This window comes from Streptomyces sp. NPDC001002 (assembly GCF_053599215.1).
Genome location: NZ_JBSFLV010000001.1, coordinates 15,460 through 35,652 on the forward strand (window position 1 = coordinate 15,460; position 20,193 = coordinate 35,652).

The window sequence follows — 20,193 nt, forward strand, 5'->3', positions numbered from 1 at the left end:
TGAATCCCCTTCCAACCTCAGCCAGGGAGTAATCGTGCAGGCACTTCAGTACGCGGAGTACGGCGGCCCCGAGGTGTTGCGGCTCGTCGACGTCGGGCCGCTCACGCCCGGACCGGGACAGGTCCGGGTCGCCGTCCGCGCGGCCGGCGTCAACCCCCGGGACGCCAAGCTACGCAGCGGCCGTTTCGCCACCGAGCCGCTCACGAGCCCGGCGGGCCTGGGCATGGAACTGTCCGGCATCGTCGACACGGTCGGCGACGGCGTGGACGCCTGGGAGATCGGCCAGGCCGTCTTCGGGCGCTCGGCGACCCGGGACGCCGTCGCCACCCACGCGCTCGCCCCGGCCGACGACCTGGTCGCCAAGCCGGACCGGCTCACCCACGCGCAGGCCGCCGCCCTGCCGATCGCCGTCGAGACCGCCTACCGGGGTCTTCGCCAGCTCGATGTCAGCCCGGGGGCGACGCTGCTGATCCATGGCGCTTCGGGCGGTGTCGGTCTCGTCGCCACCCAGCTCGCGCTCATCGAAGGCCTCACGGTCGTCGGCACGGTCAGCGACGCCAACCGGGCGGCCTACCTCAAGCTCGGCGGCATCCCGGTCGACTACGCCTCCGACGGCCTCGCCGACCGCATCCGAGCGGCCGCCCCGCACATCGACCACGTCCTGGACGCGTACGGCCATGGAGTGCTCGGCCTGTCGGTCGACCTCGTCGGCGGCAATCCGAGCCGGGTCGTCACGCTGGCCGACCCGACCGCGTCCGAGCACGGCGTGCACCTGTCCACCGAGTCCTTCCCCATCCCGGAGGTCATGGCGTCCGTGCTGCCGCTCGTCGAGGCGGGCCGGGTCGTGCTGCCCGTGGAAGCGGAGTTTCCGCTGGCGGAGGCGGCACGGGCGTATGCGCGGGTGGAGACTGGACACCGGCAGGGGAAGATCGTGATCACCGTGGAGTGAGCCGAGCGGGGGAGTGGCCGAGCAGCGGGGTTTCGGTTTCCGACCGGAGGAGGAGCGAGTCATGGACGGGCCCGGCGCACACGATCGTCCGGCGGCAGCCGTCCCGCCGCCGGTGCCGTCGGCATCCGACCGGCCGCCCGAGCTGATCGGGCGCGAGCCGGAGCTCCGGCGGCTGGAGGAGCTCGCCGAGCGGATCGCCGCGGGAGCGGGGGACGCGCTGCTGCTCTCCGGCGACCCCGGTGTCGGCAAGACCGCCCTGCTCGACCATGCCGCCGCCCTGGCCACCGGCGCCGGGGCCAGGGTGCTGCGGGCGACCGGCGCGCAGTTCGAGGCGGACATCTCGTACGCCGCCCTGCACCAGTTGCTCCAGCCGTGTCTGGCGGAACTGGACGAACTGGCGGCATCGCAGCCGCAGTTGGCCGGTGCGCTGAAGGTGGCGCTGGGGCTCGGCACCGGCCCGGCGCCCACCCGGCTCCTTGCCGCGAGCGCCGTACTGGAGTTGTTGCGACGGGCGGCAGTGGAGCGGCCGTTGCTGCTCGTCGTGGACGATCTGCAGTGGCTGGACCGGGCGAGCGCGCTGGTCCTGGGCATGGTGGCCCGCCGGCTCACCGGGCTGCCGGTGGCGCTGCTCGCGGCCTGCCGGACGGGTGAGGCCGACTTCTTCGACCAGGGGAACCTGCCGACCGTCCAGGTGGCACCCCTGACGGAGCCGGCGGCGGCCGAACTGCTGGCCGCCCGCCATCCCGTGACGACCCCGCGCGTACGACGGCGCCTCCTGGACGCGGCCCTCGGCAACCCCCTCGCGCTCCTCGAACTCCCCCTTCCGCTCGGCGACTTGGCGACCGCCGGCACCCTGCCCGCGACCCTGCCGCTGACCGACCGGCTGCAACGGGTGTTCAGCGCCCGCGTCAAGGAACTCCCGGACCCGGCATACGAGTTGCTGCTCCTGTCCGCCCTGGACGGCCAGGCCGACCTGCGGGTCGTCAGGGCGGTGGCCGCCGACCGCGGGGGAACGGGCCTGACACCCGCCGAACAGGCCGGTCTGGTGCGGGTGGACGAGTCCGCCGGGCGGCTGACCTTCCGGCACCCGCTGATCCGGGCGGCGGTGGTGGAACTGTCGACCAGTGACCAGCGCCGCCGCGCCCACACCGTGCTCGCCGCCCGCTTCGCCCACTGCCAGCCCGAACGGCACGCCTGGCACCTGGCCGAGGCCACCGAGAAACCCGACGAACAGGTCGCCGCGCGCCTGCACGAGGTGGCCCACCGGAATCTGCGGCGCGGCGACTACGGCGGTGCCGTCGCCAAACTGCTGCGCGCGGCCCAGCTCAGCCCACCCGGCGAGGTCCGCGGCGGCCGCCTCGCCGAGGCCGCCTACCTGGGGTCCCTCGTCACCGGCGATCTGCGGGACGCCCCGGGCCTGATCGAGCGGGCCCGCGACGCCCACCCCGGCCCCGACGGACCGCTCGTCGCCACCGTCGCGACCGCGTACCGGCTGCTGCACGGCGACGGTGACGTGGATGCCGCGCACGGTCTGCTGACGGCGGCTCTCGACGAGCGGCGACCGCTCCCGCGTGGCGCCGACACCGAGGCCGATGCCGATACCGACGGACTGGTCCGCGTCGAGGCGCTGCACACCCTCACCATGATCAGCTTCACCGGTGGCCGCGCCGACCTGTGGCCCCCGCTGCACCGAGCCGTCGACGCCCTGGCCTCACCCCCGCCGGAGGAACTGGCGCTCCTGGCAAGGACGTTGAGCGACCCGGCCCGCCACACCCCGGAGACCCTCGCCCGCGCCGACGCCGCCGTGGCCGCCCTCGGCCATGAGGTCAGCCCCGCCCGGATCGTCCGTACGGCCATGGCCGTCGCGTATCTCGACCGGCTCCCCGCGTGCCGCGAGGCTCTCCGACGGGTGGTCCGGCACGGCAGGGAGGGCGGCGCGGTCACCTCGGGCATCGAGGCGCTGTTCCTGCTCGCGCAGGACGCGTTCCGGACCGGTCGGTGGGACGAGGCACGGCAACTGACGGACGAGGGACTGGAGTTGTGCCGTACTCACGGTTACGACCTGCTCGCCTGGTCGGGCAGGCTCACCGGGGCCCTGCTGGATGCCGCGCGCGGTGACTTCGAGGCGGCCACGGACACCGCCCGCGACATGGACGCCTGGGCCATGCCCCGGCGGGCCGGGATCGTCACCGCGTACGCGTCGCACGTCCGCTCTCTCGCGGCCCTGGGCCGGGGCGAGTTCGACACCGCGTTCCTCAACGCCTCGGCCGTGAGTCCCGCGGGCACCTTCGCCCCGTACGCTCCGCACGCGCTGTGGGTGTTCCAGGACCTGATCGAGGCGGCGGTCCACACCGGCCGTGAGGCGGAGGCGGCGGCTCATCTCGCGGCCGCCCGCGACTGCGGCCTCGACGAACTCTCCCCGCGTCTGCGCCTGATCGTCCTGGCGGGCGAGGCGCTCACCGCCCCGAGCGCGTCGGCCGATTCGGCCGTCGAGGAGGCGATCACGTCCCCGGAATCCGGCCAACACCCCTTCGACCTGGCCCGAGTTCAGCTCGGCCACGGCTCGCATCTCCGCCGCCTCAAGCGGATCGCCGACGCCCGCCGGCATCTCGCCGAGGCGGCCGAGATCTTCCGTCGCCTTGGTGCCACGCCCTGGGCGGCTCGCGCCGACCGCGAACTGCGGGCCACCGGCATCACCGTCTCCACCACCGCCGACACCGGCCTGGCCTCGCTGACCCCGCAGCAGCGCCAGATCGCCCACCTCGCGGCGGCCGGCCACACCAACAAGGAGATCGCCGAGCGCCTCTTCCTCTCCCCGCGCACGGTCTCCGCCCACCTCTACCAGGTCTTCCCGAAACTCGGCATCACCTCCAGAGCGGCCCTCCGCGACGCCCTGGGCGGCTCGCCCGAGGAGTAGGAAAACGAGATGCGGGGGCGCGTCCCCGACGCCTAGCGTGAGCGCCATGCGCGTCGTCTTCACCAAGGGCCCCGGCACGAGTTACGACATCGCGGTGCACCGCGAGACCGGCGCGGCGCTGGCCCCGCGCAACGGTCCCGGCGGGCACCCGTATCTGCCGCACGACCTGGTGCACTTCCTCGTCGAGGCGGAGGCCGGGATCAAGCTCGGGGTGTACGGGCGTCTCGCCGCCGGTGACAACGGCCTGTTCTGGCCCGCGGATCCCACCGAGCGGAACAAGGCGGCCCGCCGCCGCAAGTCGAAGCCGACGACCCCGTCCCCGCAGGCCCGCGCGGACATGGCCCGCTCGGAGGAACTGGCGGCCGTCGCGCTCCCCGTCTGGGAGATCCGCCACGGCCACGCGAAGACGCTCCCGGCGTATGTGCGCGCCGACGAAATCCCCCCGGTCGTCGACCACATCGTCGCCCGCTTCGACACCTACGCGGACCGCTGGCACGCCTTGCCGGTGGGCGGAAGCCTCGAACTCAGCTGGTAGGGCTGGGCCGTTCGACCGCGCCGAGGGCTGCGGGGGCCGGTGTGCCGGCCAGGATCTGCACCCCGGCCGCCTCATGCCCGTTCATCGTGGCGACGGTTACGGTGCGGGTCTCGATGGACGTGAAGTCGGTGAGCAGGTCGGTGAACCAGTCCTCGTGATGGTGGCGGCAGACGGCGCCGTCGTCGGTGCGGAAGACTCCGTAGGTGCCGCCGTGGCGTTCGCTGAATTCGGTGTAACGGCCGCGATTGCGCTGGTCGTTCTGGAGGAGCAGATCGCTGAGGTAGAGCCGCCCGCCCGGTTTGAGGACGCGGCGCACCTCACCGATCAGCCGTCGCTGCGCCTGGTCGTCGGGGACGCAGGTCAGCACCGCGAAGAGGACGACCAGGTCGATGCTCGCGTCCGCGCACGGCAGGGTCGGCGGAGCGTCCAGCACCTCGAAGCGCATCGCGGGGTGCAGACGGCGGGCGCGGGAGATCATCCCCGGCGAGATGTCGACGCCGAAGAGGTCGTCGAAGCCGCGCTGTTCGAGGGCGCTCATGGTCCGGCCGTATCCGCAGCCGTAGTCGAGGATCGCGGCGTTCGGGCCGAGGCCGTCCAGCCACGGTGAGTGGAGCGGATGCGTGAAGCACTTGGTCTCCGCGACCGCGTCCCAGTAGGCGGTCTGGTGGTTGAGGTCGGACATCGGACCATCCGTTCGGCGTAGTGGGTTAACGATTCGCCAGGTGAACAACCCGGGCGGCCCCTCAATCCCGCCGGGATGCGTCGCAATACTCGGGCATCCAGCCAACTGACCGGCAGGCACAAGCCTGTTCGTGTCGTCGGCCTGCACTGATCCAGGAGTTCCGCTTGCGTATTCGTCGTATGGTGACCCGCGCCCTCGGTGTCACCGCATTCGCGTTCGCTTCCCTGGCCACGGGGACCGTCACCGCCGGACCGGCCGCCGCCGACCCCTGCGGGTTCTACGAGACCTCGAGCGACGCCTACTACAACCACTGCACCTCCGACGGCTCGCGTGTCGTCATCCAGGTCAGGGTCGCCCTGGCGCCGGACTACGAGCGCTGTGTCGCACCCGGCACGACCTGGCTGGGCTCCGCCGACAAGATCCAGGGGGCGCACTACGTGGGCCGTACCTGCTGACGGACGGCCGCCGGTGACGGCGTGACGGTGTGAGCCGGCCGAGCCTTGGCCGGTGCGATACGGCCAAGGCGGACGCCCTACTCTCGTCGCCATGACGGAGCCGGTGGCGCAGCCGCCCACACACGAGAACGCCCCGGGCGTGGCACGCCTGATCGCTTTGTCCGACGGCATATACGCCATCGCGATGACTCTTCTCGTCATCGACCTGGCGGTGCCCGCGGGTCTCAACGACGCCGCCTTCCACCGCGCCCTGAGCGACGAACTCCCCAGCCTCGGCGCCTTCGCCCTCAGCTTCACCCTCCTCTCCGGCTTCTGGCGCGACCAGCGCCGCATCCTCGCCACGCTGCCCGTCGAGTCGTTCGTGATCACCGAGTTGATCCTGCTCGGCCTGGGCCTGGTCGCCCTGTTGCCCTTCCCCACCGGACTCCTGGCCGAGTACGCCTCCCAGCCCGCCGCCGTCGCCCTCTACGCCGGCGCCATGGCCGCGATCCACGCGGTGCACACCGCCCTGCTGCTGCTCACACAACGCCAAGTGCACCCCACGCCCACCTCACCCGCCGCCGTGGCCCGTCGGCGCCTCGCCGCCCAACTCGGCTCCAGCGTCCTGATCTTCGGCCTCTCCATCCCCCTGGCCTTCCTCAACACGGACGCGGCCATGTGGTTCTGGATCACGCTCGTCCCCACCCACTTCGTCCTCGGTCGCTTCCCCCGCCGCCTCACGCCGACGCCGTAAGGCCTCGGGATCCGGTGGCTATACATCGCACGTATACATCGTGTGTATAGTGGCCGCCATGGCGACGACTGCGACCCCGGACGACTTGGGTGATTTCGGCGACTTGAGTGACTCTGCGCAACCGGGCGCCGGCTTCGGCGCGTTGACCGCCACGGTGGCGGCGACCGGCGGCGGAGTGCTGCTCGGCGTACTCACCAACCTCGCCCAGGGATGGCTGCCGGGAGCCTGGAACCAGATCGCCAACTCGGGTGCCGTGTGGTCGGCCGTCGCCTTCGTCGCCGGAGCGCTGCTCGCCGGGCGGGGCGGCGGCACGGTGGTCCGGGCCGCGGTGGGTGGGCTGGGGGCGGAGGCCGGGCTCGTCGTGGGGTATTACGGCTACGCCGAGTACGGCCGTGACGGCATGGGTTCTCTGTTCTTCCCGCTCGTCTGGCTCGGGATGGCGTGCGTGGCCGGGCCGTTGTTCGGCGTCGCGGGGTACGCGTGGCGCCGCGGCAACGCCGTGGCCGGGCGGGACAGTTGGACTCGTATCGCCGGTCTGGCCGCGTTCGCCGGGCTCTTCGGGATGGAGGGCGTGATGTTCGCCTGGGACCTCCACTACGCGCCGCAGGCCTGGGGCTGCTTCGCGGTGTTCGTCCTCGTCCCCCTGCTCATGGCCCGCACGCACCGGGAGCGCGCCCTCACCCTGGCGACGGCCGTGCCCTTCGCGCTCCTCGCGTACGCGATCGTCGAACTGCCTCTTCAGACGGTCTCCGCCTGAGCGGTGGGTGGCGCACTCACTCGGCGGGAAGCGGTACCCGGGCGGCCAGCAGCCCGGCCGCCCGGGCGGTGGTCCAGAAGTCGTCCGGCAGGGGATGCGCGAGCATACGCGCGGTCTCCTCGACCTCGGCCGGTGTCCGGGCGCCGACCACGACGCTCGTCACCGCGGGGTGCCCGAAGGGGAATTGGACGGCCGCTGCCTTCGGGGGCACGTCGAAGCGGTCGCAGAGGGCGTGCCAGGCGGTGACCTGCCGAGCCAGTTCGGCCGGGAGCCGGGTGTAGCCGTGCGGTGCGTCGGGGCGGGGGTCGGCGAGGAGGCCGGACTGGTAGACGCCGGCGGCCATGACGGCGACGCCCCTCGCGGCGCACAGCGGCAGCAGCGCGTCGAGGCCGGACTGGTCGAGGAGGTTGTACCGGCCCGCGAGCATGACGCAGTCGGGCCCGGGCTCCGCCACCTCCGCCAGGTAACGGACCGCCACCGGCGCGTGGTTGACGCCGATCGACACCGCGCCGACAGTGCCCCGGCGGCGCAACTCGGCCAGCGCCCGGTAGGCGTCCGTCACCGCCGTGGGGAAGTCCTCGTCGGGGTCGTGCACATGGAGCACGTCGATCCGCTCCAGCCCCAGCCGCTCCAGACTGTCCTCGACCGAGCGCATGACCCCGGCGTAGGAGTAGTCGCGCCGCGGCCCGACACCGGGCGGCGGATCGGCCCAGATCGGCTGGGTGTCGCCGCCCCCGGGCACGATCAGGCGGCCGACCTTGGTGCACAGCGTGTACTGCTCACGCGGACGACCCCGCAGTGCCGCCCCGGTACGGCGCTCGGAGCGGCCGTAACCGTAGACGGGCGCGGTGTCGAAGAGCCGGACGCCGACGTCCCACGCCCGGTCGACGGTCCGTGCCGCGTCCTCGTCGGAGACCGGCGTGAACAGCCCTCCCAGGGACGCGAGTCCGAGTCCGAGCCGGGTGACCCGCAGCGCCGTACGCCCCAACACGACCGATTCATCGGCCCGCATCCGCAGCTCCTCACTCCGGCGAGTCCCGCTCGCCTGTCAGCTACTTCCGGCCGCCACTCTTCCCTCTCCGCCGCCCCGCAGCCAGAACCCCACCGCCAGTGCCGCCATCCCCGCGGTCCCCGCCGCCGCGAGCGCGAAGCCGCCCTGTGCGCCGAAGACGTCCACCGCCCGGCCGGAGAGTGCCGCCGCGCCCGCCGAGCCGGCCGCGCCTGCGGAGTTCAGCCAGGTGAAGGCCTGGGTGAGGACGGCTCGGTGGACAGCGGATTCGGCCAGGACCGAGAGCAGCACAAGGACCGGTGGGACCGCCGCGCCGGTGAGCACGATCACGGATCCCAGGGCCAAGGGCGAGTCGGCCGTGAGGAGGAGCAGGCTCGCGAGCGCCAACCCGGTTGTCGCCACGGCCAGTTGTGCTCGCGCGGGCGTACGCCATCGACGCGTCCCGTACAGCCAACCGGCCAGCAGGCCACCGCAGTTCGACACCGCGAAGATCGCCGCGGCCGCGTCCGCCGCGTGGTGCTCGACCGCGAAGGCCGTCACCGAGACCTGTACGGCGCCGAAGTACACGCCGATGGCGAGGTTGAGGCCGATCAGCGCCGCGAATCCGGGGCGTAGGAGTGAGCGTCCTGCGCGGGAGCGTTCGGCGGCTTCGGAAACCGATGCCGATGTCGATGCCGGCGTCGATGATGTCAACGGCCTTGGCGCGGTGCGGTGTTGGGCGGCGAGGAAGCCTCCGCCGGTCACCACCAGGGCGGCTGCCAGTACGGTGCCCAGTGCCGTATGCCCGTTCGCCGCGAGGGCGCTGACCAGGGTCGGGCCGGCCAGGTAACCCGCCGCGTTGCCGAGCGACTCCAGGGAGAAGGCGCTGGGCAGTTCCGCGGGACGCTGCTCGCGCAGCAGCGCCACCCAGCGGGCCGCGGACAGCGCGCCGAGTTGAGGGATGGTGGCGCCGACCAGCACCCCGCCCACCGTCATCAGCCCGGGTGGGCTGTCACCGGCGACCAGGGCCAGCAGCGTGGCCACCGCCGCCGCGTGTGCGAGCAGGAGGGGTGGCAGTACCCGGGTCTGGCCGAAGTGGTCGATCAGGCGGGCGAGTTGAGGCCCGACCAGCGCCTCGGCCACGGCGAAACCGCCGCTCACCAGGCCGGCCGAGGCGTAGGAGCCGGTGCGGCCGTGCACCAGCCAGACGATGCCGAGGCCGGTCATCGCGATGCCGACCCGGCCGACGGTCGCGGTCAGGAAGAAGGCTGCGGCGCCGGGTGTGCGCAGCAGACGGGGGTAGGGCGCCGACGACACGGCGAATCCTCTTCGCTGCCCGGCGGGGCGGACCACTCAGGGTCGTCGGCGTCCGGATTCACCGACCCGTGGTCATCGCCTGGAACCGTCCAGTGGTGGCGCGGAACGGGGACACACACCCCACGCCGACTCCATCACCGGGCAGAAATCTCTCGTACGTTCTCGTGCGGTCTCGTGCGGTGAGTATCGCAGTCGTCAGACGTCGAAGCGACGGCGGGCCGCGTCGATGTGGCTGAGGTAGCGGTGGGTCCAGTCGCACATGCCGTCGACCGTGGCGCGCAGGCCCTGACCCGACTCGGTGAGCGTGTACTCGACGCGCGGCGGCACGGTGGGGTGCACGCGCCGATCGACCAGGCCGTTGCGCTCCAGCATGCGCAGGTTCTGGGTGAGCATCTTGTGGCTGATGCCCTCGATCTCGTTGCGCAACTCGGTGAAGCGCAGGGTGCGTTCACCGAGCGCCTCGATGATGAGGAACGACCACTTGTTGGCGATGTCGGAGAAGATCTCCCGCGCCAAGGAGTCCGCACGCCTCAGGTCAGCCTGATCCGCTTGGTTCGCCTGGTCCGCTTCGTCGGGCGAGCCGCTGAGCTGCTTGGTCACCATGAGGTTCCCCAGTCACTGAAAAGTGCGTTCTTCCATGTCAGCGGCCACTCTCCTACGGTTTCCCAGTAACCACAAGAGACCGAGAACGAGGTGCGCGCACCATGGCCATCACCCTGAAGAACCCCGACGGACTGCCGAAGATCCCGGTCTACCGGCAGGTCTCGATCGCGACGGGGTCGAAGCTCGTCTTCGTCGCCGGGCAGGTCGCCTGGGACGCCGACGGGGTCACGGTCGGCGCGGGCGACCTCACCGCCCAGGTCGAGCGCAGCTACCTCAACGTAGGCACCGCACTGGCCGAGGCCGGCGCCACCTTCGCCGACGTGGCGAAACTGACGGTCTACGTCGTCGACTGGACCCCCGACAAGATGCCGCTGTTCCTCGACGGACTCGCCCGGGCCGCCGAGAAGTTGGGGACCACCCCGATGGCACCCGGCACGCTGATCGGGGTGGCGGCACTGGACGTCCCCGAGCACCTGGTCGAGATCGAAGCCACCGCAGTCATCGACTGAGCGCCCGGTGACTCACCGAACCCCGGTCACTTCAGGAAGCGGTACTTCAGATGCACGGCCAGGGGCGTGTGGACCACCCTGACCGGCTCGATCGGACGTCGGTCCGGTCCGGTCCCCAAGCCCTCGAACAGCCGTAGTCCGTCTCCCAACAGGGCGGGCACCACGTGCAGTTGGAGCTCGTCGACGAGTCCCTCCGCGAGGTACTGCCGCACTGTGCGCGCACCGCCCGCGATGTCCACGTTCCGGTCGCCGGCGGCGGCCTTCGCCTGGTCGAGGGCGCTGTGGATGCCGTCGGTGACGAAGGTGAAGGTGGTGCCGCCCTCCTTGACGAGGGTCGGTCGGGGGCGGTGGGTGAGGACGAAGACCGGGGTCCGGAAGGGCGGGTTGTCGCCCCAGAACTCCTCGCCGGTGTCGTACATCATCCGGCCCATCACCACCGCCCCGGTGGCGTCGAACCACTCCCGCATCAGCTCGGAGTCCTCGTTCTCCTCCCCGCCCGTCATGCCCTGGCGCTCCCGCCAGCTCGCCAGGTTGTGGATCCACTCGAAGAGCGGTTCGGCGCCGTTTCCTCCGGGGTTGTCGAGGGTCACGTCGGTGCCGGCGATGTAGCCGTCGAGGGAGATGGCCATGTCTGCGGTGACGGTCACGGTCGGGTGCTCCTGACTCCTGTGCGGCCTGCGAGTGCTGCCTTCACCCTCACGTCGATCGGGGATCGGCGCATTCGACACACCCCAGCGCCCGACTCCCCGAACACCCCCGATTCCCTCAGCTTCCCAACTCCCGCACCAGCCGCGCAGCGACCGGCACCTCCACCCCGTGCCGCTCCGCCGCGCGCAGCAACGCGCCGCCGATGGCGTCCAGTTCGAGCGGGCGGCCCGCCTCCGCGTCGCGTTGCATCGAGGACTTGGTGCCGGGTGGGAAGGCGTCGTAGCGGGCCAGGGCCTGGGCCGGGTCCGACGGGCCGCCGCAGGCGCGGCTGACCTCGGCCGTCTCCTCCACCAGGGCCGTCAGTTCGGCGCGGTGACGGGTGCGGACCTGGTCCAGGGGGAGGGCGTAGCGGGTGGTGAGCAGGGCGAAGGGGGCCAGGAACGACATCTTCGCCCACAGTGTCGCCGTCTCGTCGTCGAGGACGCGGGTGGTGGGTCCTGCCGCGTTCAGGGCCCGCGACAGGGTGTCGAGCCGCTCGCGGGGGACCGGGTCGCCGGTCAGATCGATCTCCGCGAACGGGCTGCCCAGCTCGATCACGCCCGGTGCGAGCCGGGTGGACTCGGCGCGGATGACGGCCGGGGCGACCAGCTCGGGACGGTAGCGGGCGCGCAGGGCCGCCGGGTGTTCGACGCCGTTCAGGAACGGTACGAGGAGTGCGTCGCCCAGCGCGGCGGGCGGTACGCGCTCCAGGGCCGCGTCCAGGGTGGTGGCCTTGACCGCCACCAGGCACGCGTCGACCGGCTCGCGCAGCACCGCGTCCGCCTCGACCCGGGCCGTGAAGTCGCCGAACAGCCCGCTGCGGACCCGGATCCCGTCCGTCCGCAGTGTCTGCGCCGTCGCGTCTCCGGCCAGGCAGATCACCCGGTGACCGGCGCGGGCCAGCAGCCCCGCCAGCAGGCCGCCGATACCGCCCGGGCCGAGCACCGCCACGGTGAGTTCGTCGTTCGCCATGATTTTCCGTCCCCTTCGTCGGTCGGCCCCTTCCCGGTGGCCGCCTCGAACGGGATCATCGCAGGCCTCGCCGAATCGGGGGAGACCGGAGGAGACTGGACCCATGTGCCGAAGCATCAAGACACTCCGCCCGCCCGCGCTGCCCGAGGAGGCGACGGAGGAGGAGATCAGGGCCGCGGCCCTGCAGTACGTACGCAAGGTGTCCGGCTTCCGGGCCCCCGCCGCGCACAACCAGGAGGTCTTCGACCGGGCCGTCGACGCGGTCGCCGAGGCGACGGCGGAACTGCTCGCCGGACTTCAGGTGCGCGGTCAGGGGCAGAAGGCCAGCGCCTGAGGGCTGTCTAGGCCGCGGGCGTCTTCTCCGGCCGCCGCATCACATACGCGGCCCCCGCCCCCGCCGCGAACAACGCCAGCACGGACACCCCGGTGCCCAGCCACGTCGTACCGAGCCACCGGCCGCCGTAGTAGCCGAGGGCGACGCTGTACGCCGCCCAGGCCAGGCCCGCCAGGGCCGACCAGGGCAGGAACTCGCGGACCCGGCGGTGCGCGGCGCCCGCGCCGAGGGAGACGACCGAGCGGCCGGCCGGGGCGAAGCGGGCGAGGATGACCAGGGCGCCGCCGCCGCGGGCCAGCGCGACGCCGAGACGTTCCTGCGCCAGGGTCAGCCGGCGGGAGCGGGCGATGGCGCGGTCCAGGCGTTCGCCGCCCCGCCAGGCCAGCCGGTAGGCCACCAGGTCGCCGAGCACGGAGGCGGTGGCCGCGCAGAAGATGAGCGCCAGGATGTCGGGCACCTGGGCCGGGACCTGGCTGGGCACCTGTCCGGTCGCGGAGCCCGCGGCGGCGGCCGTCGCGGCCGTGATCACCAGCACCCCGCTCGGCAGCACCGGCAGAAAAACATCGAGCAGGACCGACAGCGCGACCATGGCGTAGATCCATGGACTGCCCGTCAGCGTCCCCACACTCTCCAGCACCGCGACTCCCCGTGAACTCCCCCGTGGCCAGACCGTGCCGCATTGTCGCGGGGGAGCGGCAGGGGCGGCCATCAACAGCCATACAGCGTACGCCTGGGGTGTGACAGCAGATTCATCGGGGGCGCGTGGGATCGGCACACGACGTTCACCCGGCTGCCGTCCCCCGGCGGGCGCGGGCCGCCGGTGTCCCGTAGCACGGAGTGGGGGCGACCTTCGGCCGCAGCGGCCGTACGACGTGAGGAACGGTAGAGATCATGGTGGCAGGTATATGCGCGGGCGCCGTCGCGGCGGCCGTGCTCGCGGCAGGCCCTGGCGGTGCCCACGGCTACTCGATGCACACGGACGCGCGCTTCGCGCCGCCCACCGCCTTCGTCCCGTCGGCGGCGATGACCTACGACACGAAGCTGGTGCCGGCGGGCGCGTGGATCGAGGTGGGCCAGCAGACCGCCGAGGGCGGTGCGACGACCGTGCGGCTGCGGGTCGAGGGGCTGGCCCCCGGGCACGCGTACGCCGTCCATGTGCACCAGAAGCCCTGTGCCGCCGACCCGGCCGCCGCGGGCGGGCACTACCAGCACGAGGTGGGCACCGACGCGGCCCATGTGAACGCGGACAACGAGGTCTGGCTCGACTTCACCGCGGGCAAGGACGGCTCGGGTCAGGCGAGCGCCCGCCACGACTGGGGCTTCCGGCGCGGCGAGGCGTCCTCGGTCGTCATCCACGACATGCCGGGTACGCACGGCGCCCGCGTGGGCTGCTTCACGGTGCCGTTCGGCTGGGTCGCCGGGTGATCGGGTCGGACAGGGCGATCTAGTCGACGCGGGCGAGCCGGCTGCTCGGCCACGGACCCGCCTCCGCCCCGGCGACCGTCTCGCCCGCAGCCACCCGCAGTATCGCTCTCGCCACCGCGTCCGCGTCCGAGAGCGTCACCGAGTCGACCCCGGGGCGAGCCCCCGCGGCCGTCACCCAGTGGACGCCCTCCGTCGGCACGCCGAAGGCGAACCGCCGTGCGTGGGCGCGTCCTTGACGGTCCATCAGGTGATACGGCCGTTCCGTCACGTCGAGGCCGCCGGTCTCGTAGCCGTCGACGGTGTGCGGCCGGCAGCGGCCCGTCTTGAGCAGGCGGGCGAGGAGGGGGTCGGCGGTGCGGCGCAGGTCGGGCTCCGGGAGGCGGGCCTCGACGAGGGTGGTCACGCGGGTCGCGGAGCCCGGTATCTCGGGGGAGCGGGCCAGCCAGGCGCCGTCCTCCTCGGTGACCTCCAGGCGGGGGCCGAGGACCTGCACCACGCCCGCCTCCACCAGCGCGGCCAGCTCCTCGATGCGGCGGCGGGGCGGGCCGATGGAGAGGAAGGCGTTGAGCGGGGTGTACCAGCGGTCCAGGTGGTCGCGGCGGGAGGTGCCGGTCAGACCGCCGTGGTCGACCACCTGCCGCAGCTCGTTGCGCAGGTCCCGCAGGACGTCGAGGGCCGCCTTCAGCGGACCGTCCACCGTGCCGAGCGCGGCCTGCGCCGCGTCCTCGCGCAGGTGCGCCAGCAACCACTCCCGCCACTGCCCGGGATGCGCGAACTCCCTTTCCCGGTACGGCCGGGAGACCCGGTCCCAGCTCCAGCGCCGGGCGGCCGGGATCCCGAACTCGTCGAGTACGTCCGCCTCTTGGGGATCGCCGTGCGGTACGGAGAGGAAGCGCGCGGCGAACTCCGGGCGCCGCGGGCGTCGTAGCAGAGCCGTGTAGTAGACCGTCTCGACCTCCTTCGCCACCAACGGCCATATCTCGGCGAGGAAGTCGGGCGCCTCGCCGTTCTCCGCGCGTTTGCGGAAACCGGCGATCACGTCCGGGGTGAGGACGCGCGGGGTGTGACGGCCGTACGGGCCCTTCGCGTTGTCGCCGCGCGCCTGGTAGGGGACACCGCGCCGGGAGCCGGCGTACAGGCGGGGCTCGCGGCCGGAGGGGACGTACCGCAGACCGCCGCGGCGGGCGGGGACGAAGCGGCCGCCGCGGCCGGTGGTCAACAGGGCCGTGTGGTCGAAGAAGTTGAGACCGAGCCCGCGCAACAGCACGGGTTCGCCGGGCGGTACGGCGGTCAGGTCGACGTCGGCCGGGTTGGCGGGCGGGACATGGCGCAGGCCGTGCCGCTCGGCGTAGGCCGCGAGGCGTTGCTGGGTGCCGTCGGCGACGGTCGGCAGGTGGCCCTGGGCGAGGACGACGGCGGACAGGCCTGTGAGCATTCTGCCGTCGTCCAGGGTCAGCAGTTGGCGGCCGTCGGAGGTGTCGTCGAGGCGTACCGCGCGTGCCCGGTGCGGGACGACGCGGACCGCCGTCGGGGCCTCGCGCACGGTCTTCGCGAAGACCCACTCCAGGTACCGCCCGTACTGCGCGCGGGTCGGGTACTCGTCCGCGCCCAGCTCGCCGTCCGCCCACTCGTGCAGGCTCGGACCGGGCCGCACGGGACCCGAGCAGTCCACGCTGTCGTCGGTGAAGAGGGTCACCTGGCAGGCCACGGTGTTCATCAGCAGCTCGGGCGACTGCCCGGTGCGCCACACGCTGCCCGCGCCCGGCGGGGCGGGGTCGACGACGTGCACGGTCAACCGGACGCCGGGCGGGAGGAGTTCGGGCACCGAGGCGCAGAGGCGTTCCAGGACGCTGGTGCCGCGCGGGCCGGCGCCGACCACGGCGAGGGAGACGGAGGGCGGTTCCGCGGTCGGTGCAGACAAAAGGGTGACTCCCGGGCGTGTGGGGCGCTTGGCAGCAAACCGCTTACTGGAAGCAGGCGGTCCGCATCATCATGCCTTCGGGAGTCACGTAAGCCAACGCGGGCCCCACCCGCCCCAATTGCCCCTCATGTACTGGTGAGGACGGACTCCGTCACCGTCTCCAGGTCGCCGACCGTCCCCGGCACCGCCCCCGGCCGCACCCGCGCCTGCTCAAGGCGCAGCCCCGCCGAACGCCCGCGCAGCGTCAGGGTCATGAGCTGGTTGCCGAACCAGGGCCCGCCCTTCTTGCGCCAGTCGACCTTCAGCGGCGCGCACCGGCCGTGCCGCAGGAACCGTCGGCCCAGCGCCCGGGCCGCCGCGCTCCAGCCGAAGCGGAAGCCGACGCGCACATAGGCCGGTACGGAGTTGTGGACCGGCGAGCAGGTCAGTTGCAGCACCCGCGCGTCCGGCGCGCCCTCGACCCAGGTCGCCTCGGCCACGTACGCGTGATGCACGTCTCCCGAGAGGACGAGCACGCTCGCCGGCGCGGTGGGCCCGGAACCGACCTCGGCGATCAGCTCGGCCAGGGCCGCGAAGGACGTCGGGAAGGCCGCCCAGTGCTCCAGGTCCCCCGTGCGCCGCAGATTCTCCCCGAACCGCGCCCAGCGCGCCCCGCGTTCCCCCCGGCACAGGGCCGCGTCCCACTGCTCGGCGTCGTGCACGAGATGCGGCAGCAGCCAGGGCAGCGAGGTGCCGATCAGGAGATGGTCGTACGACTCCCGCTCCTCCAGGGCCTGTTCGCGCAGCCACTGGGCCTCGCCCGGGTCGAGCATCGAGCGGGACTCCTCGTCCAGGACGCGGGCCGCCCTGCTGTCCACCATCAGCAGCCGGACCCGGCCGAAGTCGCGCCGGTAGCTCCAGCGCACCGAGGCCGGGTCGGCGTCGGCCTTGGCGGCGAAGGCGCGCAGGTCGTCGGTGGCGTCGGGGACCGCGCGGACGGCCGCGTAGAGCGGGTCGTCGGCCAGCTCGTCGGGCGAGAGGTTGCCCAGGTGCTGGTGGACCCAGTACGACATCAGGCCGCTCAGGATCCGCTCCCGCCACCAGGCGGTGGCGCGCATGTCCGCCAGCCAGGCGGCGGAGGTGTTCCAGTCGTCGATCACGTCGTGGTCGTCGAAGATCATGCAACTGGGCACGGTGGACAGCAGCCAGCGCACCTCGGGGTCGAGCCAGGACTCGTAGTAGAGGTGCGTGTACTCCTCGTAGTCCGCGACCTCGCTGCCCGGGGCGTCGCCCAGATCACGCCGGGCCGCCAGCCACCGCTTGGTCGCGTCCGAGGTCTCGTCGGCGTACACCTGGTCGCCCAACAGCAGGAGCACGTCCGGGCGTTCGCCGTCCGGGTCGGCCGCCATGCGGGTGGCGAGGGAGTCCAGGGCGTCGGGTCCGACGGGGTCGTGGCCGCCGGCCGGCGGGGCGGCCCAGCGGCAGGAGCCGAAGGTGACACGGACGCCGTCGTCGAGGACGCCGGTGCGTATCACGGACGGCGGGAAACGGGAGTCCGGCAGCGGCCACACCCGCGCGCCGTCCAGGAACACCTCGTACGCGGTCGTCGTGCCGGGGGTCAGCCCGGTCACCGCCACCAGCGCGTAGTGATGGCCCGCGACCTGGAAGGTGCGGGCCTGTCCGGCGCTGCCGTCCGCGCAGCGCACCTCGGCGGTGCACGGACGGCTCGCCTCGACCCATACGGTCGCGGACGAGCCGTCGGCATACCTCAGCAGTGGTCCCAGGCGCAGTTCGGCCACGATGATCGCCCCTCCTCCGTCGCACCGTACGGTATTGAACGACGGGGGAGGGCGGACAGTGTCCGGCGATCACCGTTACCGAATCAGCAGCCATTGCCGAGTCGGCGGCCGATGTCGAATCAGCAGCCGGAGAGGTAGCTCGTGAGCGCGGACTTCTCGGCCGAGTCGACGGAGAGGTCGTAGTAGTACTTCACCTGCACCCAGGCGCGGACGTAGGTGCAGCGGTAGGACGTGAGGGACGGCATCCAGGTGGCCGGGTCCTGGTCGCCCTTGGACTGGTTGACGTTGTCCGTGACCGCGAGGAGCTGCGGGCGGGTGACGTCGTTGGCGAAGGACTGGCGCTGGGCGGTGGTCCAGTTGCGGGCGCCGGAGTCCCAGGCCTCGGCCAGCGGCACGAGGTGGTCGATGTCGACGTCCGAGGCGGCGGTCCAGGTGGCACCGTCGTAGGGGGAGTACCAGCTGCCGCTGGTGGCGGTGCACGCGGAGTTGGTGACGACGTTCGTACCGTCCCGCTTGAGGATGTACTCGCGGGTGTTGCAGGTGCCGCTGATGGTGATCCAGGTCGGGAACAGGTCCCGGTCGTAGCCGGTCCTGACCTCGGTCGCCACGCTGAGCGAGGCGAGGTAGGTGCGGGCGGTGGCGGCGCTGACGGGGGTGGGGAGGGCGGCGGAGGCGTTCGGACCGTTGAACAGAGCGACGGAGGCTATGAGTCCGGTGAACGCCGCGAGTATGCTCAGTCGTCGACGCGCGTAGAACTTCGGCATACGAACTCCCTTGTGGTGGGGGGACGTTGGAGTGCGAGCGAAGGAATGCTTGCGGTGCCGTGTTGCGGTGGGGTGTGCGTTGGGTAAGAAGCTAGTGACGTGAGCATGACAAGGCAATGCCTTGGGGTCGCGTACTATGGACGGCGCAGAAGGGGAGTAGCTCTTCGCCGGACCGTCGACATACTGCTCAGCTCGTCTGAGCCGGCGCCCGGAGGCAGGCCCATGATTCGTCAGGGGCCGGCCAGCGAGACCTTCGGTAAGCAGTGCACCGTTTGTTCGTGTGTGCTGCCGTGCCGAGGTGTCCGCGGACAGCAATCACACTCTCGGTGGGGCAGCCCCGACCGATTGAGGAACCTTGATCACCTTCAGCGTCACGGCGGTCGTCTTCGGCGTCGTCTTCCTGGCCGAACTCCCCGACAAAACCGCGCTCGCCGGGCTCGTCCTGGGCACCCGCTACCGCGCCTCGTACGTCTTCGCCGGTGTCGCCGCCGCGTTCCTGCTGCATGTCGTGCTCGCCGTGGCGGCGGGCAGTGTGCTCACGCTGCTGCCGCAGCAGCTCGTGGCCGCGGTGACCGGTGTGCTCTTCCTCGGCGGGGCCGCGGTGCTCCTCTTCAAGAAGGGCGACGACGAGGAGGAGGTCCGCAAGCCCAAGGACCAGTCCTTCTGGAAGGTCTCCGGCGCCGGATTCATGCTCATCCTGGTCGCCGAGTTCGGGGATCTGACGCAGATCATGACGGCCAACCTCGCGGCCCGCTACGACGATCCGCTGTCCGTCGGGCTCGGTGCGGTGCTCGCGCTGTGGGCGGTCGCCGGGCTCGGCATCGTCGGCGGGAAGGCGCTGATGAAGAGGGTGCCGTTGGCGCTGATCACGAAGGTCGCGGCGCTGCTGATGCTGGCGCTGGGCGTGTGGAGCCTGTGGGAAGCGGTGGCGGGCTGAGGTCCGGCAGCGAGGGGCGGGGGCCTGGGGTTGAGGGCCGGGGCCGGGGTCGGCCGAGCTGAACGTTCGGTGAACTGTTCCCGGAGTCGGTGGCGGATGCGGGGGATGTTTTGTACCGTGGAGGAACAAAGTGGCTCCCGCCCGTTCTCCCTGACCGGCGGGCGGGGCGCTTTGTCCCTCCGGTTGTCCTGCCATGGGCTCGACCCGCAAGCCTCTGGCGCCCCTTCCCGCCGCCTTGGAGCTGCCGATGACGGCCACCACCGTGCCCACCGTCCTCACTGCCCACGCCCTCCTGCTGGACATGGACGGCACCCTCGTCAACTCGGACGCCGTCGTCGAGCGCTGCTGGCGGCGCTGGTCCGACCGGCACGGGCTGGACGCGGACGAGGTCATGAAGGTGGTCCACGGCCGCCAGGGCTACGCCTCGATGGCGGTCCTGCTGCCCGACCGGCCCATGGAGCAGAACATGGCCGACAACGCGCGCATGCTCGCCGAGGAGACCGCCGACATGGAGGGCGTCGTGGCGATCCCGGGCGCCTCGGAGTTCCTCGCGTCCCTGGCGGGCCTTCCGCACGCCTTGGTGACCTCGGCCGACGTGGCTCTCTCGACGGCCCGCATGGCCGCGGCCGGACTCTCCCTCCCGGACATCCGCATCACCGCGGAGTCGGTCGGCGCGAGCAAGCCGGACCCCGAGGGCTTCCTCAAGGGCGCCGCCGAACTGGGCGTCGACCCCGCCGACTGCATCGTCTTCGAGGACTCGGCGGCGGGTATCGCGGCGGGGCGCTCCGCGGGGATGCGGGTGGTGGGGGTGGGCCCTCGGGCCGACTTCCACGAACCGGACGTGGTGGTACGGGATTTGACGCAGGTGCGGGTCGAAGGCGTTGCGGGTGGGGGGATCCGGCTCTACGTGGCTTAGGAGCGTGTGGCTCC

At 72.3% G+C, this 20,193-nt stretch carries 21 protein-coding genes; 11 read left to right on the forward strand and 10 right to left on the reverse strand.

From position 1 onward, the window contains the following. Positions 1-34: 34 nt before the first annotated feature. The 3 genes from ACWDR3_RS00090 (at position 35) to ACWDR3_RS00100 (ending at position 4,401) form a co-directional block, all read left to right on the forward strand. On the forward strand, positions 35-949 hold the full coding sequence (locus ACWDR3_RS00090; protein WP_450349441.1) for an NADP-dependent oxidoreductase: 915 nt from the start codon (positions 35-37) through the stop codon (positions 947-949). Positions 950-1,010: 61 nt separating this feature from the next. Next, on the forward strand, positions 1,011-3,866 hold the full coding sequence (locus tag ACWDR3_RS00095; RefSeq protein WP_450349443.1) for a helix-turn-helix transcriptional regulator: 2,856 nt from the start codon (positions 1,011-1,013) through the stop codon (positions 3,864-3,866). Between the two features lie 46 nt (positions 3,867-3,912). Next, a complete protein-coding gene (locus ACWDR3_RS00100; RefSeq protein WP_450349445.1) occupies positions 3,913-4,401 on the forward strand; it encodes a hypothetical protein in 489 nt (162 codons plus the stop codon). Here the strand turns inward: ACWDR3_RS00100 and ACWDR3_RS00105 are convergent. Beyond that, the gene (locus ACWDR3_RS00105) at positions 4,391-5,083 is read right to left on the reverse strand and encodes a class I SAM-dependent methyltransferase (protein ID WP_450349447.1); all 693 of its coding nucleotides are present in this window, start codon (positions 5,081-5,083) and stop codon (positions 4,391-4,393) included. The genes ACWDR3_RS00100 and ACWDR3_RS00105 overlap by 11 nt on opposite strands. A 164-nt stretch (positions 5,084-5,247) precedes the next feature. On the opposite strand from ACWDR3_RS00105, the gene ACWDR3_RS00110 reads away from it, so the two are divergent. The 3 genes from ACWDR3_RS00110 to ACWDR3_RS00120 all read left to right on the forward strand — a co-directional run bounded on the left by ACWDR3_RS00110 (position 5,248) and on the right by ACWDR3_RS00120 (position 7,028). Next, the gene (locus ACWDR3_RS00110; protein WP_450349449.1) at positions 5,248-5,538 is read left to right on the forward strand and encodes a DUF6355 family natural product biosynthesis protein; all 291 of its coding nucleotides are present in this window, start codon (positions 5,248-5,250) and stop codon (positions 5,536-5,538) included. Positions 5,539-5,629: 91 nt separating this feature from the next. After that, positions 5,630-6,271, forward strand: a complete 642-nt coding sequence (locus tag ACWDR3_RS00115; protein WP_450349451.1) for a TMEM175 family protein — start codon at positions 5,630-5,632, stop codon at positions 6,269-6,271. 58 nt (positions 6,272-6,329) lie between these two features. After that, complete coding sequence (locus ACWDR3_RS00120) at positions 6,330-7,028, forward strand: DUF6518 family protein (protein WP_450349453.1); 699 nt, start codon at positions 6,330-6,332, stop codon at positions 7,026-7,028. A gap of 16 nt (positions 7,029-7,044) precedes the next feature. Here the strand turns inward: ACWDR3_RS00120 and ACWDR3_RS00125 are convergent, their stop codons facing one another. The 3 genes from ACWDR3_RS00125 to ACWDR3_RS00135 form a co-directional block, all read right to left on the reverse strand. Then, on the reverse strand, positions 7,045-8,040 hold the full coding sequence (locus ACWDR3_RS00125; RefSeq protein ID WP_450349455.1) for an aldo/keto reductase: 996 nt from the start codon (positions 8,038-8,040) through the stop codon (positions 7,045-7,047). Positions 8,041-8,076: 36 nt separating this feature from the next. Beyond that, positions 8,077-9,333 carry an MFS transporter gene (locus tag ACWDR3_RS00130; protein WP_450349457.1) on the reverse strand — a complete coding sequence of 419 codons (1,257 nt, stop codon included), beginning with the start codon at positions 9,331-9,333 and terminating at the stop codon, positions 8,077-8,079. Positions 9,334-9,528: 195 nt separating this feature from the next. Further along, on the reverse strand, positions 9,529-9,936 hold the full coding sequence (locus tag ACWDR3_RS00135; protein WP_450349459.1) for a winged helix-turn-helix transcriptional regulator: 408 nt from the start codon (positions 9,934-9,936) through the stop codon (positions 9,529-9,531). A 101-nt stretch (positions 9,937-10,037) separates the two neighbouring features. On the opposite strand from ACWDR3_RS00135, the gene ACWDR3_RS00140 reads away from it, so the two are divergent. After that, positions 10,038-10,445, forward strand: a complete 408-nt coding sequence (locus tag ACWDR3_RS00140; RefSeq protein ID WP_450349461.1) for a RidA family protein — start codon at positions 10,038-10,040, stop codon at positions 10,443-10,445. A gap of 26 nt (positions 10,446-10,471) precedes the next feature. Here the strand turns inward: ACWDR3_RS00140 and ACWDR3_RS00145 are convergent, their stop codons facing one another. Together ACWDR3_RS00145 and ACWDR3_RS00150 are read right to left on the reverse strand one after the other, a co-directional pair. Then, positions 10,472-11,092, reverse strand: a complete 621-nt coding sequence (locus ACWDR3_RS00145; protein WP_450349463.1) for a dihydrofolate reductase family protein — start codon at positions 11,090-11,092, stop codon at positions 10,472-10,474. Between the two features lie 118 nt (positions 11,093-11,210). Beyond that, entirely contained in the window at positions 11,211-12,104 is an 894-nt protein-coding gene (locus ACWDR3_RS00150; protein WP_450349465.1) for a ketopantoate reductase family protein, read from the reverse strand. A 103-nt stretch (positions 12,105-12,207) separates the two neighbouring features. Between ACWDR3_RS00150 and ACWDR3_RS00155 the strand changes: the two genes are divergently transcribed. Next, on the forward strand, positions 12,208-12,438 hold the full coding sequence (locus ACWDR3_RS00155; RefSeq protein WP_450349467.1) for a DUF2277 domain-containing protein: 231 nt from the start codon (positions 12,208-12,210) through the stop codon (positions 12,436-12,438). Between the two features lie 7 nt (positions 12,439-12,445). Here the strand turns inward: ACWDR3_RS00155 and ACWDR3_RS00160 are convergent, their stop codons facing one another. Continuing rightward, positions 12,446-13,075 (reverse strand): DedA family protein, encoded by a 630-nt coding sequence (locus ACWDR3_RS00160; RefSeq protein ID WP_450349469.1) that lies wholly within the window; start codon positions 13,073-13,075, stop codon positions 12,446-12,448. Positions 13,076-13,329: 254 nt separating this feature from the next. Between ACWDR3_RS00160 and ACWDR3_RS00165 the strand changes: the two genes are divergently transcribed. Further along, on the forward strand, positions 13,330-13,863 hold the full coding sequence (locus tag ACWDR3_RS00165; RefSeq protein ID WP_450349471.1) for a superoxide dismutase family protein: 534 nt from the start codon (positions 13,330-13,332) through the stop codon (positions 13,861-13,863). Positions 13,864-13,882: 19 nt separating this feature from the next. On the opposite strand, the gene ACWDR3_RS00170 is transcribed toward ACWDR3_RS00165, so the two are convergent. The 3 genes from ACWDR3_RS00170 to ACWDR3_RS00180 all read right to left on the reverse strand — a co-directional run bounded on the left by ACWDR3_RS00170 (position 13,883) and on the right by ACWDR3_RS00180 (position 18,326). Continuing rightward, the gene (locus ACWDR3_RS00170; protein WP_450349473.1) at positions 13,883-15,784 is read right to left on the reverse strand and encodes an FAD/NAD(P)-binding protein; all 1,902 of its coding nucleotides are present in this window, start codon (positions 15,782-15,784) and stop codon (positions 13,883-13,885) included. A gap of 125 nt (positions 15,785-15,909) precedes the next feature. After that, positions 15,910-17,562, reverse strand: a complete 1,653-nt coding sequence (locus tag ACWDR3_RS00175) for an alkaline phosphatase D family protein (RefSeq protein WP_450349475.1) — start codon at positions 17,560-17,562, stop codon at positions 15,910-15,912. A gap of 119 nt (positions 17,563-17,681) precedes the next feature. After that, positions 17,682-18,326, reverse strand: a complete 645-nt coding sequence (locus ACWDR3_RS00180) for an HNH endonuclease family protein (protein WP_450349477.1) — start codon at positions 18,324-18,326, stop codon at positions 17,682-17,684. Positions 18,327-18,681: 355 nt separating this feature from the next. Here ACWDR3_RS00180 and ACWDR3_RS00185 point away from each other — a divergent pair, with 355 nt between their 5' ends. Next, the gene (locus tag ACWDR3_RS00185) at positions 18,682-19,263 is read left to right on the forward strand and encodes a TMEM165/GDT1 family protein (protein WP_450349479.1); all 582 of its coding nucleotides are present in this window, start codon (positions 18,682-18,684) and stop codon (positions 19,261-19,263) included. 247 nt (positions 19,264-19,510) lie between these two features. Then, positions 19,511-20,179 (forward strand): HAD family hydrolase, encoded by a 669-nt coding sequence (locus tag ACWDR3_RS00190; RefSeq protein ID WP_450349481.1) that lies wholly within the window; start codon positions 19,511-19,513, stop codon positions 20,177-20,179. Positions 20,180-20,193: the final 14 nt, after the last annotated feature.